Source organism: Faecalibacillus sp. H12 (genome assembly GCF_013361255.1).
Classification (GTDB): domain Bacteria; phylum Bacillota_I; class Bacilli_A; order Erysipelotrichales; family Coprobacillaceae; genus Faecalibacillus; species Faecalibacillus intestinalis.
Window position 1 is genome coordinate 15,210 of the sequence record NZ_JABWDK010000015.1, and the last position, 15,180, is coordinate 30,389.

A 15,180-nucleotide genomic window follows, 5' to 3' on the forward strand; every position below is an offset into this window, starting at 1 on the left:
AGCATATTGTAATCCTAAAAGAATTAATATATTTATTAATCCATAAAGGGCGTTCTTTTTATGATCATCGCTACAAAACTAGCAGCAATATAATAAATTGTAAGTAATAATGTTAGATAAACGAGTTGACTATCTAGACCAGTAAGAAAATCTATGATATTAAAGTTTTTACTCATTGCTTCTAAAGCAACACCATATTGATATATGGCATAACATAAACATCCTAGTGCACATAAATTAATAAATGTTCCAATATATTTTATTTTATTTTTTCTAATATAAAATAAAACTAAACTAAGTACCAAGGTAGCTATTGTATAAATTAAACGTTGATTTAAAGTATAAGATAAAGTATCAATGATAATATTGATTGCACATAAATTACATAACAAAAGAGAGAATATTTCTATATAAATAGGTTTTATTTTCTTTAACTTATCCATAATAACCTCCCAATCGTTCCTCTTCTATTCCTTTAGAAGCTGCTGTATAAAGACAACCATATTGATAATTTAAAGCACTTAAAGAATATCTTTGATGACTTGGTATTTTATATGATAACATTTTGTAAAGAACATCTTTATAATTGTCATAACAATTAATATGATAAATAACATAATGATCCTTTGTGATATTTTGAAAAATAATATCAAAATCAATTTCTTGATTTAACATCTTATGACATAATGAATGAAAATAATCATAAGCTATATCATTTTCATTAAAATCATCTGTTATTAAAATAGTAACTAAGACATTTTTTACAATAGGTTGACTTCCTATATTCACATAAATATCTTGTCTTTGAAGCGTAGATTTCCAATTAATATATTTTAAAGAATCACCTTGACGATATTGCCTAATTTCATACAACTCAGAATAATCATTTCCATAACGATAAGGTGAATATAATTCACTATCATCTACAAAAATTTCTAATTTTTTTACTTCTTGTTCTATATCTATCAAATTAGGTTCAATATACATGCTACATTTCTTTTGACAACGTGTTGTATGATAAAACAATCCTAATAAATCGTAACAACGAAAACGTGTAATCGTTAAATCACAATGTCCTACATGATTTCGAAGTAAAATAATATCTGTTTGTTCATCTTCCATATAAACTTTATAACTATTTTTTTGATTACAAATTGTTTGGATGTATTCATAGTCTATCTTAATTAAAGCACTTGGATAATATTTATAAGGAACTCTTTTGAAATGTAAATAAGCTAAATGATTTCTTTTAGCGATAAAATGTTCATGTGTTTTTTCAACATCTACATGTCTCATTCCTGGTAAAGAAATAACTAAAGATAGAATTGGTAAAATATATGTACAAATAAGCAAAGAATAAACAGATGTCGTTAAATATAAAAATAACACAACGCCTAATATACTAAAGTATTTGATTTTACCATTTCTCATATTTTTATTTTTGGTTCCTTTACTTCTTTTAAAATACTTTTAATAACGTCTTGAATAACAACACCTTTAACTTTTGCATCATAGGTTAAAATCAAACGATGTGACAATACATCATAAATAACTTTTTTAATATCATTAGGAATAACATAATTTCTATGATCCATATAAGCTATTGCTTTATAAAGAAATAGATGTACGTGGAGAAGCCCCTTGTTGAATCAATTCATGATCACGTGTTTTATGAATAATTCTTACAATATAATTATAAATCTTATCATCCACATAAACTTGATCTACTTGTTTTTGTAATTCTATTATATCTTGCGGTTTACATACAGATCGAATGATATCTAAAGGATTTTCTTGACTTTTTCTTTTTAAAATTTCAATTTCATCTTCTAATGAGGGATACCCCATTGAAAGTCTCACCATAAAACGATCTAATTGTGAATCTGGTAATAATTGTGTTCCTGCTGATCCATAAAGATTTTGTGTAGCCAGAACTGTAAATGGTTGTGGTAATTGATAAGTGATACCATCAACTGTCGTTCTTCCTTCTTCCATTACTTCTAATAAAGCAGATTGTGTTTTAGGAGATGTTCTATTTATTTCATCTGCTAAAAATAAATTACACATGATAGGTCCTTCTTTATATTCAAAATCATTGTTTTTTTGATTATAAATAATAAAACCTGTAACATCTCCTGGTAAGACTCGCTTGTAAATTGCATACGATGAAAATCTAAAGATAAAGCTTTAGAAAGTGCTAACGTTAAATTTGTTTTCCCAACACCAGGTATATCTTCTAATAAAACATGACCCCTTGCTAAAATACAAGCCAATATTTTTTTAATATGTTCATCTTTTCCAACGACCGCCTTTTTGACCTCGTTAATTACTAATTCTAATTCATTCATTCTTTTTTCTCCATATTGCTTTCATCATAGTCTCTTTCAAATCACTAAAAAAAGAAAACCTCGAGAATATCCCAAGGTTTTCTATCAATGATTGTGAGTATATTTTGATATCCTATAAATTAGAATACCCCATTAAATCTTCATCAACTGCACGTGCCACTTCACGTCCTTCTCTAATTGCCCAAACAACTAAAGATTGACCTCTACGCATATCACCAGCAACATACAATTGTTTTTGATTTGTTTGGTAATTTTCATCTGCCACATTTCCTCTTGGTGTAAGTTTTACATCAAAAGCTTTAGCAACATAATCTTCGCAACCTACAAATCCTGCAGCAATTAAAACAATATCTGCATCTAATGTTTTTTCGCTTCCTTTAACAGGAACCATTTGCATGCGACCTTCTACTTGTTTTGATTCAAGTGAGACAATAACGACTTGTTTTACATTTCCTTTATCATCTTTAATAAACTCTTTAACAGTTGTTTGATAAAGACGAGGATCATGTCCAAAGACAGCAATAGATTCATTTTGTCCATAATCTGTCTTTTTCACACGTGGCCATTCAGGCCATGGATTTGAATCCAAACGTTCATGAGGTGGTTCTGGCATCATTTCTAATTGAATAACTGATTTACATCCTAAACGAATAGCTGAACCCACACAATCATTACCAGTATCTCCACCACCAATAACAAGTACATTTTTACCTTTTGTTTCAACAAAAGTTTGATCTTCTAATTGACTATTAAGTAATGATTTAGTAATTCCAGTTAAATAATCAACCGCAAAGTAAATACCTTTGGCATCTCTCCCTGGTGCTTTAATATCTCTAGCCTTTTTACTACCACAAGCAAGAATAACACGATCAAATTCTTTATATAATTGTTGAACTTGTTTTCTATTTTCAATACCGGCATTTGTTTTAAAAACAACACCTTCTTCTTCCATTAATTCAATACGACGATCAATAATATGTTTTTCAAGTTTCATGTTAGGAATACCATACATTAATAGCCCTCCTAAACGATCTTCTCTTTCAAAGACTGTTACTTGATAACCTCTTTTATTTAATTGATCGGCTGCTGCAAGTCCTGAAGGGCCTGACCCAATAATTGCTATTTTTTTATCAATACGATGTTTAGGTGGATGGGGTTGCATCCAATTGGAAGCATAAGCTGTTTCAATAATTGCATTTTCATTTTCTCTTACGGTAACGGGATTTCCATTTAATCCACAAGTACATGCTGCTTCACATAAAGCAGGACATACTCTTGATGTGAATTCTGGAAAATTATTTGTTTTTAAAAGTCTTTTTAAAGCGGCTTTATAATTTTTATGGAAAATTAAATCATTCCATTCAGGTATCAAGTTGTTTAGTGGACAACCTGATACCATTCCTTGAATCATTTTTCCATTTTGACAGAAAGGAACTCCACAATCCATGCAGCGAGCTCCTTGGCATGATTGTTCATCACGAGATAATGGTTTATGAAATTCATTAAAGTTCTTAATACGTTTTAATGGTTCAACTTCTGTTGATACTTGTCTTTCTATTTCTAAAAATCCTGTTGGCTTTCCCATAATCTACATTCCTTTCTTAAAAGCATTGAATGCTTCTACTTTTGCTTGTTCATTTGTAAGTCCTTGTTGTTCAAATGAACTAATAAGTGACATCATACGTTTATAATCATGAGGAACAACTTTTTTGAAGTGTGCAACTTCATTTCCAAAGTCATCTAAAATCTTTTTCGCAACATTTGAATTTGTATATTGATAATGTTTTTGAATCATTTCTTTTAATTGATCTTCATCATAACGTGATTTCACATTTTTATATTCTACGAGTTCTTTATTGACATGTTCATAGAATGTATTATCTGGATCATAGACATAAGCAACACCTCCAGACATACCAGCAGCAAAGTTACGCCCTGTTTTTCCTAAAACAATAACCATACCACCTGTCATATATTCAAGACCATGATCTCCAATACCTTCAACAACGGCATGTGCTCCTGAGTTACGTACGGCAAATCTTTCACCAGCAACTCCATTGATATAAACTTCACCAGATGTTGCTCCATATAAAGCAACGTTACCAATGATAATATTATCTTCTGGTTTAATTGTTGAATCTTTTGGTGGTACCACAATTAATTTACCACCTGATAAGCCTTTTCCAAAGTAGTCATTACTATCTCCATAAAGATGTAATGTTAAACCTTGAGGAATGAAAGCACCAAATGATTGACCACCTGCTCCATAGCAGTTAACTTTGAAAGTATCTTCTTCTAATGATGTTCCATATTTCTTCGTAATTTCTGATCCAAAGAGTGTTCCAAATGAACGATCGATATTTGTAACATGGACATCAATTTCTTTACCTTGATGTTTATCTAAAGCTTCTTTAAATTGTTTATAAAGAACTGTTGTATCTTTGACTTCATTTAATTTGAAATCATATTCATTATTCTTTTCATGATGACTATGTTTACTAGAAGTAAATGGATTATTTAAGATTTTTGATAAATCAATATTTTTAACATCATCCTTAGGTTCTAATAAATCACTACGACCAACCATTTCATCAACTGTTTTGAATCCAAGCTGAGCCATATATTCTCTTAATTCTTGAGCAATGAAACGCATAAAGTTTTCAACATATTCAGGTTTACCTTTAAAACGTTTTCTTAAAATAGGATTTTGTGTAGCAACCCCTACTGGACATGTATCTAAGTTACATACTCTCATCATAACGCAGCCCATTGTTACAAGTGGTGCTGTCGCAAAACCAAATTCTTCTGCTCCAAGTAAAGTAGCAATTGCAAGATCTCTACCTGTCATGAGTTTACCATCTGTTTCAATAACAACACGGCTTCTTAAATCATTCATGATCAATGTTTGATGAGCTTCTGCTAAACCTAATTCCCATGGAAGACCTGCATTATAAACTGAGTTTTTAGGAGCAGCCCCTGTTCCTCCATCATATCCTGAAATAAGGATAACACCTGCACCTGCTTTAGCAACACCGGCAGCAACTGTTCCAACACCAGCTTCTGATACAAGTTTAACTGAAATACGTGCTTCTTTATTAGCGTTCTTTAAGTCATAAATCAATTGTGCTAGGTCTTCAATTGAATAAATATCATGATGTGGTGGTGGTGAAATTAAGCTAACCCCTGGTGTAGAGTGTCTTGTTTTAGCAATCCATGGATAAACTTTACCACCTGGTAAGTGTCCACCTTCTCCTGGTTTTGCTCCTTGTGCCATTTTAATTTGAATTTCATTGGCACTACATAAGTATTCACTTGTTACTCCAAAACGTCCTGAGGCAACTTGTTTAATAGCTGAACATTTACTATCACCATTAGGAAGTGTTTCAAATCTTTCTGGATCTTCTCCACCTTCACCACTGTTAGACTTACCATGTAATCTATTCATTGCAATCGCCATTGTTTCATGTGCTTCTTTTGAAATTGATCCATAAGACATCGCACCTGTTTTAAATCTTCTAACAATTGATTCCACAGGTTCAACTTCTTCAATTGGAATTGATTTTGTCTTTTTAAATTGCATTAAACCTCTTAAGTTTAAATGTGCTCCTTCTTCATCAATCATTTTTGAATATTCTTTAAATAATTGATAATCACCTAAACGTGTTGCTTGTTGTAATTTATGAATCGTTGCCGGATTATATAAATGTTCTTCTTTTCCTGATCTTTCTTTATGATCACCGGCGCTGTTTAATGAAATGTCTACATCTAATCCAAGTGGATCATATACTTGATCATGTCTATATTCGACATCTTTTTCAATATCTTTAATTGTTTTTCCTTCAATACGACTTACTGTTTTAGAAAAATATTTATTCACTAAATCACTTGATAAACCGATTGCTTCAAAGTTTTGTGATCCACGATAAGATTGAATTGTACTAATTCCCATTTTAGAAGCAATTTTAACAATACCATGTAAAATACCACTATTATAATCATCAACGGCTGCATAATAATCTTTATCTAATAAACCTTGATCAATTAAATCAAAGATTGTATCTTGTGCTAAATACCCATTGATAGCTGAAACACCATATCCAAGTAATGTCGCATAATGATGTACTTCTCTTGGTTCAGCTGATTCAAGAATTAAAGCTAAACTGTTACGTTTTTTTGTTCTTACTAAATAAGAGTTAACAGCTCCAACAGCTAATAATGAAGGAATTGGTAAATGGTTATCATCTACTGCCCTATCTGATAAAATAACAATATTACATCCTTCATGATAACGTTTATCTACTTCTACAAAAACACGATCAATTGCTTTTTCTAATGAAGTATTTTTAATATATGTAATATTAACTTCACCTACTTTAAAGCCTTCTTTTTTCAAGTTTTTGATTTTTAAAATATCTGTATTACTTAAAATAGGGTGATTGATTTTTAATAAATGACAGTTTTCTGGTTTATCTTCCAACATATTTCCATCTCGACCAATACAAATACTTGTTGAAGTAATGATTTCTTCACGAATCGCATCGATTGGTGGATTGGTTACTTGTGCAAACAATTGTTTAAAGTAATTAAATAATGGTGGATGTTTTGTCGATAAAGCTGCAATTGGTGTATCATTTCCCATTGCTACAATATTTTCATTACCAGTTAAAGCTAAGTTTTTAATATAGTTTGTATCTTCGTAACTATAACCATGAATCTTTTGTAATTTAGTTAATTCTTCTCCTTCGTATCTTTCTACTCTAATACTAGGAATTCTCATATCTTTTAAATTAATTAAATTGCTTTCCAACCATTCTCCATAAGGTTGTTTTGTTGCATACGTTTCCTTTAAAACATCATCTTCAATAAGTTCACCTTTAACAGTATCAACTAATAACATTTTTCCAGGTCTTAGTCTTTCTTTTAAAACAATATCTTTAGCTGGAATATCTAATGATCCTACTTCTGAAGATAATACTAAATAATGATCTTTTGTAATGTAATAACGTGATGGTCTTAAACCATTTCTATCTAAGATAGCCCCCATGATGTCTCCATCACTAAATAAGATAGAAGCTGGTCCATCCCAAGGTTCCATAAGTGTAGCATTATATTCATAGAAATCTTTTTTTGCTTGTGACATGCTTTTATCATTTTCATAAGGTTCTGGAATACACATCATGACAGCTCTTGGAAGTTCCATACCTGACATTACTAAAAATTCCAATGTATTATCTAACATAGCTGAATCGGAACCATTGACATCAACAACAGGATATACTTTTGAAGTATCCACAACATCTGTTTGCATGTTTTCTTCTCGACAGAGCATGTTATTCGCATTTCCTTTAATTGTATTGATTTCACCATTGTGAACAATAAATCTATTAGGATGGGCTCTTTTCCATGATGGCATTGTATTTGTTGAAAAACGTGAATGAACTAAAGCAATGGCACTTTTATAACTTTTATCTTGTAAATCTTTAAAGAATAATCGAAGTTGTTGTACTAAGAACATTCCTTTATAAACAATTGTACGACTTGAAAGTGAACATACATAAGTATCTTCAAATTGACTTTGTTCAAAAATTCTTCTCACTTGATATAATTTTCTATCAAAATCTAAACCACAATTTACACCATGAGGTTTTTTAATAAATGCTTGGACAATATATGGCATGGCATCTAATGCTTTTTTCCCTAAAACACTAGGTACAGTTGGTACAGCACGCCAACCTAAAAATTCTAATCCTTCTTTTTTAACAACTGTTTCAAACATTTTTTTGACACGTAAACGTACTTTTTCATCTTGAGGCATAAAGAACATTCCAACTCCATAATGTCCTTTTTGAGGTAATGTAAAATCTTTAATAATCTTTTGAAAATATTCATCTGGTATTTGTGTTAAGATTCCTACACCATCTCCAGTTTCCCCTGCTGCATCCTTTCCAGCACGATGTTCTAATTGTTCAACGATTTTTAAAGCATCATCTACTGTTTTATAAGTTTTTAATCCTTTGATATTAACAACGGCCCCTATTCCGCAGTTATCATGTTCAAATGACTGATCATATAAACCTACATTTTCTTTGTTCATAAAGGTTCCTCCTTTTTTTGTACAGTTAGAATAGCACATTTAGTAATATGTGTAAAGATTAGCGTTTTTTTTATGATTTTCCTAAAAAATAGCTAGATTGTATACATTTTTTAATGTTTTATCAATAATTTGATAATCTTTTTTTAGCAAATTAATAAATTTATTACAAAAGCGAGAAAAAATTTTTTTATTTTTTTTTTATTTATTGGCATTAAATGATAAAAAGAGTAGAATAAATGTAGTATTAATATATGGAAAGAGGAGAAAAATATGGAAGGTATGTTTATTGTCGAAACTTCTGCTAGACATATTCACTTAAGTGATAAAGATTTAGCAACTTTATTTGGTGAAGGTCATCAATTAACAAATAAAAAAGATTTATCTCAACCTGGTCAATTCGCTTGTGTTGAAAGAGTAAAAGTAATTGGACCTAAAGGAGAATTAAATATGTCTGTTTTAGGACCTACAAGAAAAGAAACTCAAGTAGAAATTTCTTTAACTGACGCTAGAAGCATTGGTGTTCAAGCATTAATTAGAGAATCAGGAGATATCGAAGGAACTGCTGGATGTAAATTAGTTGGTCCTGCAGGAGAAGTTGAAATTCCTTGTGGCGTGATTGCTGCAAAAAGACATATTCACTTAACACCTGAAGATGCTGAAAAATTTGGAGTAAAAGATAAAGAAATCGTTAAAGTTGAAATTAATACAGATGGACGTTCTTTGATCTTTGGTGATGTTGTTTGTCGTGTAAGCGCTTCATATGCAACAGCTATGCATATTGATACTGATGAAAGTAATGCAGCAGCTTGTGGTAGAGAAGTTTACGGTAAAATCATTAAATAAGAAAAAGAATGGTTTTAGATATAATTTCTAAAATCATTCTTTTTTTATACCTATAATATCTTACTTCGACAAATTATGATATAATCTTCGTGGGTGATGACATGAAAATATTAGATACTCTTGGAAAGTCAAAAAAGGCTATTGGTGGTGTTATAGCAATTATCGTTTTAGTTATTGCAATCTTTTTTGCAGGTGTTCATTATGCAAGTGGTAGTAACAATGATAAAATTACTTCAACAACCATTAAAAATCAATTAACTGAAATTAATGAGCTTGCACTTTATTCATATGATTATAGTAAGGTAGGAAAATTTTCTAATAAATTATCTTTTAATGGTTGGAAAATTCCTTTAACACAAAAAAATTTTATTATTACATATGATGGATCTATTAAAGCAGGGATTGATTTAAAACAGGCTAAAATAAGTATTGATAATGATCAATTAAATATTACTTTACCTGCAGCAAAAATTTTAAGTCATGAAATTGATGAAAACTCTATTGAAGTATATGATGAATCATCAAATATTTTTAATCAGATAAGTATTAACGATTATAAATCTTTTGCAACTAAAGAAAAGAAAAAAAATGAAAAAGAAGCTATTTCTAATGGTATTTTAGAAAAGTCTAAAACAAAAGCTGAACAAACCTTAACCACATACCTACAGGCTATTCCAGAAATTAAAGATCATTATAAATTAAATATTACAATTGAAGATGCAAAAACCGATGAGTAACAAACTCATCGGTTTTCTATTATTTATTAACAGCTTTTTTTAATGCAGAACTTGCTTTAAATGCAGGTGCTTTACTTGCAGCAATTGTCATTGTTTCACCAGTTCTTGGGTTTCTACCTGTTCTTTCACTACGAGTACGAACTTCAAAATTACCAAAACCTTTTAAAGAAACTTTATCTCCTTTAGCTAAAGCATCAGTAACAACTTCAACTAAAGCAGTTACGACTTTATCTACATCAGTTTTTGTTAATTCAGTGCTTGAAGCAATAGCTTCTACTAATTCAGTTTTATTCATTTTTATTATCTCCATTTCTCGAAATTTAGGATAATAAATCCTAGTCATATTCTACTACGTTATCTATTTATTTACAATAAAATAGTATGTATCAATTATAATTCTTCTATAAATTGTTCACATATTTCTTTGGACGTTGCCCATGATGTAACTAGACGTATACATGTATGTTGGTCATCTATTTTAAACATATACGTTGTTATATAGTTTTTATTTATTTTTTCCAACGTTTGTTGATCAACGATTGGAAATATTTGATTAGAAGGACTTTCAATATACATCTTATAGCCTTTATCTTTGAATCCTTTTCTTAATATATCAGCACATTCATTTTCATGTTTTCCTATTTCTAGATATAAATCATTTTCAAATAAAGCATTAAATTGAACTCCTAATAATCTTCCTTTAGCAAGCATGGCACCTTTTTGTTTAATGTGATATCTAAAATCGGTTTTTAATTCATCATTAATAATAACTAAACATTCACCAAATAAGGCTCCCATTTTTGTACCACCAATATAGAAAACATCACTATAAAGCGCCATCTCTTGTAAAGTTGGTGCATCTTTCAAGACAAGTGCACTTCCAAGTCTTGCTCCATCTATAAATAAATATAAATTATTTTGTTGACAGCATTCATATATGCCTTTTAATTCTTCTAAAGTATAGTACGTACCATATTCTGTTGTTTGTGAAATATATACCATTTTAGGTTGCACCATATGTTCATCAGGATGTTCACGCATGATTTCATCAATCATTTCAGGAATCATCTTTCCATCTTGATGTGGCTTTGTTAAAATCTTATGCCCGGTAAATTCAACAGCTCCTGTTTCATGAACATTGATATGTCCACTATCAACAGCAATAACAGCTTGATAATCTTTTAATGCTGAAGAAATCATAATCATATTTGTCTGTGTACCACCTACTAAAAAATGAATATCTACATTTTCATTTTCTAATATAGCTTTTATTTTATCTTTAGCTTTTTGACAATATTGATCTTCCCCATATCCTACTGTTTGAATAAAATTTGTCTTATTTAAAGCTTCCATCACTTGTGAATGAGCTCCTTCTAAATAATCACTTGCAAAGTTATACACCTTAACCTCCTAAAGAAAATAGGAAACATTGTTTCCTATAATTCTTCTCCATTTGTTTCAATTACTTTTTTATACCAATAATATGAATCTTTTTTGTATCTATTTAAAGTACCTGAATTTTCATCTTCTTCACGATCAATATAAACAAAACCATAACGTTTTTGATATCCGTTTAGCCAGCTTAATAAATCAGTATAAGACCATGTACAATAAGCAAGAACACGACAACCATCATCACATGCTTTTTTAAGTTCTTCGATATGACGTTTTAAATAATCAATACGATATGGATCATGAATTTGTCCGTCTTCTAATTTATCAAATGCACCTAAACCATTTTCGGAAATAACGATTGGTAAATCATAACGCGAAGTAATTTCACGACAACACATTCTAATTCCCATTGGATCAATTGTCCAATCCCAATCTGTTGTTGGTAAAAACTCATTTTGTGGTTTTTTATAAAGACCAGGTACACCTTGAACTTTAGCGGTACCTTTTTTACCAGTGTTATTCATTGTATGATCACTACCAACACCATTAATATCATTATATTCAACAACACATGTTTGATAATAGTTCACACCCATGAAATCAATAAGTGAAGCTGCTTTTTTCATTAATGCTTCATCACCTTCTTCGAAGATAGGAGCACATCCTAATGATTTTAAATATTGAATAGCAGCACGTGGATAACGTCCATAAGCATAAGCATCCATCCAATAATAATTTTGTAAATCATCATAGTCCGCTTTAGCCATTGCATTTTCAGGTTTACGATCATAAGCATAACTTGGACTATAAGCAAATGAAGCCCCTACTTTTGCTTCTGGATGAAGTTCTTTTAAAGCTATAACACTTTTAGCATGTGCAATATTGGCATGATGATTGACTTGATAGAATGTTTTCATATCATCTACTTTTCCTGGTGGATGCATTCCTTCTAACCATCCATGTCCTGTAAAGATATTTTGTTCATTCATTGTAATCCAATATTTTACACGATCTCCATATCTTTTAAATAATGTTGTGGCATAATTTACATAATCATCAACAATTTTTCTGCTTTCCCAACCATGATATTGGTCTTCTAAAGCTTGTGGCATATCCCAATGATAAACTGTAACCATAGGTTCAATTCCATATTTTAATAATTCATTGATAAGATTGTCATAAAATTCTAAACCTTTTTCATTGACTTCACCATTTCCATTTGGATAAATACGTGTCCAAGCAATTGAAAAACGATATGTTTTCAATCCCATTTCTGCCATCAACTTGACATCTTCTTTGTAACGATGATAATGATCAACGGCCTTATCACCTGTTGTTGCTTTAAAAGTCTTTCCTGGAATTCTTACAAATTTGTCCCAGTTGGAAACACCTTTACCATCTGCATCCCAGCCACCTTCTACTTGATAAGCAGCAGATGCACTTCCCCAAAGAAAATCTTTAGGAAATCCTTTTGTTTCTTTAAAATACATTCTTTTTCTCCTTATTTCATATATTTTTTGATAAACTGACTTAATGTTTGTTTAAAGTCATCGTTTTCAACAAGTTCATATAAGTATTTTTCATCTTTTAAGACAAACAATACTTTTTCTCCTCTATTTTTATTATATAGCGGATAAACCATCTTTAATGGTACAAAATCGTCATCTTTTGCATGAAAATACAATGTAGGTATATCATTGTGTCTAACATATTTTGTTGTATTTTCTTTTAAATCAATATGCACAGCTTTTTTAATATGGTGTGCAATAATTGAAATTGCTGGATATTTTGAAATCTTATAATCTGCTTCTAAACGATATCCAATAATATCATATGGTGACGTATAAGCCCCATCTGAAATAATAGCTTCAACATTTTTTAAAACATGTCTACCTGAAGCATTTAAAATTGTATTTGCTCCTTGTTCTTTACCATACATTAATATTTTATGATCTTTCCCATAAGTTTCTAATAGGTACTTATTCCAACATACTAAATCATTGACATCCTTGATTCCAAATCCTCTAATATAACCATCACTTTGTCCATGTGCACAAGCATCTATTAATAAGATTTGTGCTTCTGGCAAATGGTCTTCAAAATATGGAACATATAATTGCATATCTTTTGCCTGTAAACCAAATGGATGTGAAATTAAAACTGTCATTTGAGGGTTTTCTTTAGGAATCAAAATTCCTCTTAATTGAATATCTTGATCATTTTTTATATAAATATTTTGACTATTGAATTTTGTTTCTAAAATACTTGGTCTATCTTCTTGTTTATGATGTCTGTATAATAATTTTTTTGCATATTTTTTGGATAATGTGTAAACAGATGCTGCTGCAGTAGAAACACCTCCTAAAACTAATAATCCTTTAATTGCTGTTTTATTATTCTTTACCATTTGAATATTCCTCCTTATATTCTTCCATTAATAATCTATTAATATTAGCTACCTGTTCAAATGAAGTAAGACGATATTCATCATGATTCATCCTTGCTGCATAGAAACGAATTGCTTTTTCTAATTCCAAACGCATAATTTCTTTATATTCTGGTGGAAATGTTGAAATTGGAAAACATACAAATAAGAATGTATTATAATCTTTTGAAAATAAATCGATAAGTAAATCATATCCTTCTATTTCTAAAATTCTATTTCCTATTTCTTTTTGTAAATCATGATTAGCAAAAGTCAACACATCATTCATTACAAAACGTAGAATATCTTCACATGCATCAATATATTGTTCATGATTATTTTTATAAAGTGATTTGAGATATGAAATAACAATATTATTTTCTAACTGATCTGGATTTAATCTTTCAAAATGATTAAATAATCTTTCAGCAACTTCTTTATTCAATAAAATAAGGTTTCCAAATTCTTTTATAATTGAAAGTGTAAATCTTGGCATTTGACATAAGCGCTCAAAGATTTCTAATAATTCATCTTTAGTTGATTTAAAAAATCCATCTATATGATTTGTCATTTTCTTTATGGTCTCTTTAAAATATTCTAAATGAAATTGATATTCAGTATCTAAATATTTTGCATTTACTCCATCCCATTCATATTCATATAAAATTTTATCTAATAAAAGAGCTATTGAATCCATAAATTTTTTATAATTTTTATTATATAATAATCTATCTAAATATGGATTAAAAAATGTATAAAATTCATCAACAGTTTCTTGGTTTGTACCAGAATGATATTCTAAGTAATCTAAAATATTTCGATAATCTAAAGGTTCTAGTATTGTATTAACTGTATGTGTTTCAATAAAATGCTCAAAAACATGACAATGTAAAATTGTTTTAAATTGATTAAAATAAAGAATCTTATTTAAAGCATCTTTTATAATGTATTCTTGTTCTTGTTCATGAAGATTAACAGAAAATGTTGGTACGATTTCATCTCCAGAATAATCTATAGTAACAAATACATCGATTGCTTTAAATTGAATATCTAAAATATAATAATGAAATTTATGTTCAAATTTTTTTGTTTGTACTGCACTATGACACCTGTATCTTCCTATATATGTGCTTTTATGGGTTTCTAAATATTTTTCAATACATTTTCTTGCCATCATTTTTTCTCCTTTATATTCTTATTTTACCATTTTTGATTATTGATGAAAACAAAAAAAGGAAATCAATCAATGAGTTTCCTTTAATTATCATCTTTATAAAAGTTTCTAATTATATCGGATTATAAGAACTATAATCTATTTCCTGGGAAATATAGCAAATA

The 15,180-nt window shown here is 29.7% G+C and carries 12 protein-coding genes and 1 pseudogene; 2 read left to right on the plus strand and 11 right to left on the minus strand.

What is annotated here, in order from left to right; translation table 11 throughout:
• Positions 1 to 35: 35 nt before the first annotated feature.
• The 6 genes and pseudogenes from HUU89_RS09875 to gltB all read right to left on the minus strand — a co-directional run bounded on the left by HUU89_RS09875 (position 36) and on the right by gltB (position 8,442).
• Positions 36 to 443 carry a hypothetical protein gene (locus HUU89_RS09875; RefSeq protein WP_175301653.1) on the minus strand — a complete coding sequence of 136 codons (408 nt, stop codon included), beginning with the start codon at positions 441 to 443 and terminating at the stop codon, positions 36 to 38.
• Positions 436 to 1,431 (minus strand): DUF58 domain-containing protein, encoded by a 996-nt coding sequence (locus tag HUU89_RS09880; protein ID WP_175301654.1) that lies wholly within the window; start codon positions 1,429 to 1,431, stop codon positions 436 to 438. Before HUU89_RS09880 ends, HUU89_RS09875 begins: the two co-directional genes overlap by 8 nt.
• On the minus strand, positions 1,428 to 1,604 hold the full coding sequence (locus tag HUU89_RS15070; protein WP_317992340.1) for a hypothetical protein: 177 nt from the start codon (positions 1,602 to 1,604) through the stop codon (positions 1,428 to 1,430). The genes HUU89_RS09880 and HUU89_RS15070 overlap by 4 nt, the downstream gene beginning before the upstream one ends.
• 4 nt (positions 1,605 to 1,608) lie before the next feature.
• Positions 1,609 to 2,348, minus strand: a pseudogene (locus HUU89_RS15075) (AAA family ATPase).
• Between the two features lie 112 nt (positions 2,349 to 2,460).
• Positions 2,461 to 3,933, minus strand: coding sequence for a glutamate synthase subunit beta (locus HUU89_RS09890; RefSeq protein ID WP_175301655.1), 1,473 nt, complete (start codon positions 3,931 to 3,933; stop codon positions 2,461 to 2,463).
• Between the two features lie 3 nt (positions 3,934 to 3,936).
• Positions 3,937 to 8,442 (minus strand): glutamate synthase large subunit, encoded by a 4,506-nt coding sequence (gene gltB / locus HUU89_RS09895; protein WP_175301656.1) that lies wholly within the window; start codon positions 8,440 to 8,442, stop codon positions 3,937 to 3,939.
• A 270-nt stretch (positions 8,443 to 8,712) separates the two neighbouring features.
• Here gltB and pduL point away from each other — a divergent pair, with 270 nt between their 5' ends.
• Positions 8,713 to 9,285 (plus strand): phosphate propanoyltransferase, encoded by a 573-nt coding sequence (gene pduL, locus HUU89_RS09900; protein ID WP_032089461.1) that lies wholly within the window; start codon positions 8,713 to 8,715, stop codon positions 9,283 to 9,285.
• 101 nt (positions 9,286 to 9,386) lie between these two features.
• Positions 9,387 to 10,022, plus strand: a complete 636-nt coding sequence (locus tag HUU89_RS09905; RefSeq protein WP_175301657.1) for a DUF4230 domain-containing protein — start codon at positions 9,387 to 9,389, stop codon at positions 10,020 to 10,022.
• Between the two features lie 19 nt (positions 10,023 to 10,041).
• Here the strand turns inward: HUU89_RS09905 and HUU89_RS09910 are convergent, their stop codons facing one another.
• The 5 genes from HUU89_RS09910 to HUU89_RS09930 form a co-directional block, all read right to left on the minus strand.
• A complete protein-coding gene (locus tag HUU89_RS09910) occupies positions 10,042 to 10,317 on the minus strand; it encodes an HU family DNA-binding protein (RefSeq protein WP_022001382.1) in 276 nt (91 codons plus the stop codon).
• A gap of 95 nt (positions 10,318 to 10,412) precedes the next feature.
• Positions 10,413 to 11,423, minus strand: coding sequence for a threonine aldolase family protein (locus HUU89_RS09915; RefSeq protein WP_175301658.1), 1,011 nt, complete (start codon positions 11,421 to 11,423; stop codon positions 10,413 to 10,415).
• A 35-nt stretch (positions 11,424 to 11,458) separates the two neighbouring features.
• Entirely contained in the window at positions 11,459 to 12,907 is a 1,449-nt protein-coding gene (locus HUU89_RS09920; RefSeq protein WP_032089458.1) for a glycoside hydrolase family 1 protein, read from the minus strand.
• A gap of 11 nt (positions 12,908 to 12,918) precedes the next feature.
• A complete protein-coding gene (locus HUU89_RS09925) occupies positions 12,919 to 13,824 on the minus strand; it encodes an alpha/beta hydrolase (RefSeq protein ID WP_175301659.1) in 906 nt (301 codons plus the stop codon).
• Positions 13,811 to 15,019 (minus strand): hypothetical protein, encoded by a 1,209-nt coding sequence (locus HUU89_RS09930; RefSeq protein WP_254697757.1) that lies wholly within the window; start codon positions 15,017 to 15,019, stop codon positions 13,811 to 13,813. The genes HUU89_RS09925 and HUU89_RS09930 overlap by 14 nt, the downstream gene beginning before the upstream one ends.
• Between the last annotated feature and the right edge of the window lie 161 nt (positions 15,020 to 15,180).

Bases quoted from the DNA above. Each gene is read 5' to 3' on its own strand.
- HUU89_RS09875 (WP_175301653.1), bottom strand. From the start codon at position 443: ATGGATAAGTTAAAGAAAATAAAACCTATTTATATAGAAATATTCTCT.
- HUU89_RS09880 (WP_175301654.1), bottom strand. From the start codon at position 1,431: ATGAGAAATGGTAAAATCAAATACTTTAGTATATTAGGCGTTGTGTTA.
- HUU89_RS09890 (WP_175301655.1), bottom strand. From the start codon at position 3,933: ATGGGAAAGCCAACAGGATTTTTAGAAATAGAAAGACAAGTATCAACA.
- gltB (WP_175301656.1), bottom strand. From the start codon at position 8,442: ATGAACAAAGAAAATGTAGGTTTATATGATCAGTCATTTGAACATGAT.
- pduL (WP_032089461.1), top strand. From the start codon at position 8,713: ATGGAAGGTATGTTTATTGTCGAAACTTCTGCTAGACATATTCACTTA.
- HUU89_RS09905 (WP_175301657.1), top strand. From the start codon at position 9,387: ATGAAAATATTAGATACTCTTGGAAAGTCAAAAAAGGCTATTGGTGGT.
- HUU89_RS09910 (WP_022001382.1), bottom strand. From the start codon at position 10,317: ATGAATAAAACTGAATTAGTAGAAGCTATTGCTTCAAGCACTGAATTA.
- HUU89_RS09920 (WP_032089458.1), bottom strand. From the start codon at position 12,907: ATGTATTTTAAAGAAACAAAAGGATTTCCTAAAGATTTTCTTTGGGGA.
- HUU89_RS09925 (WP_175301659.1), bottom strand. From the start codon at position 13,824: ATGGTAAAGAATAATAAAACAGCAATTAAAGGATTATTAGTTTTAGGA.
- HUU89_RS09930 (WP_254697757.1), bottom strand. From the start codon at position 15,019: ATGATGGCAAGAAAATGTATTGAAAAATATTTAGAAACCCATAAAAGC.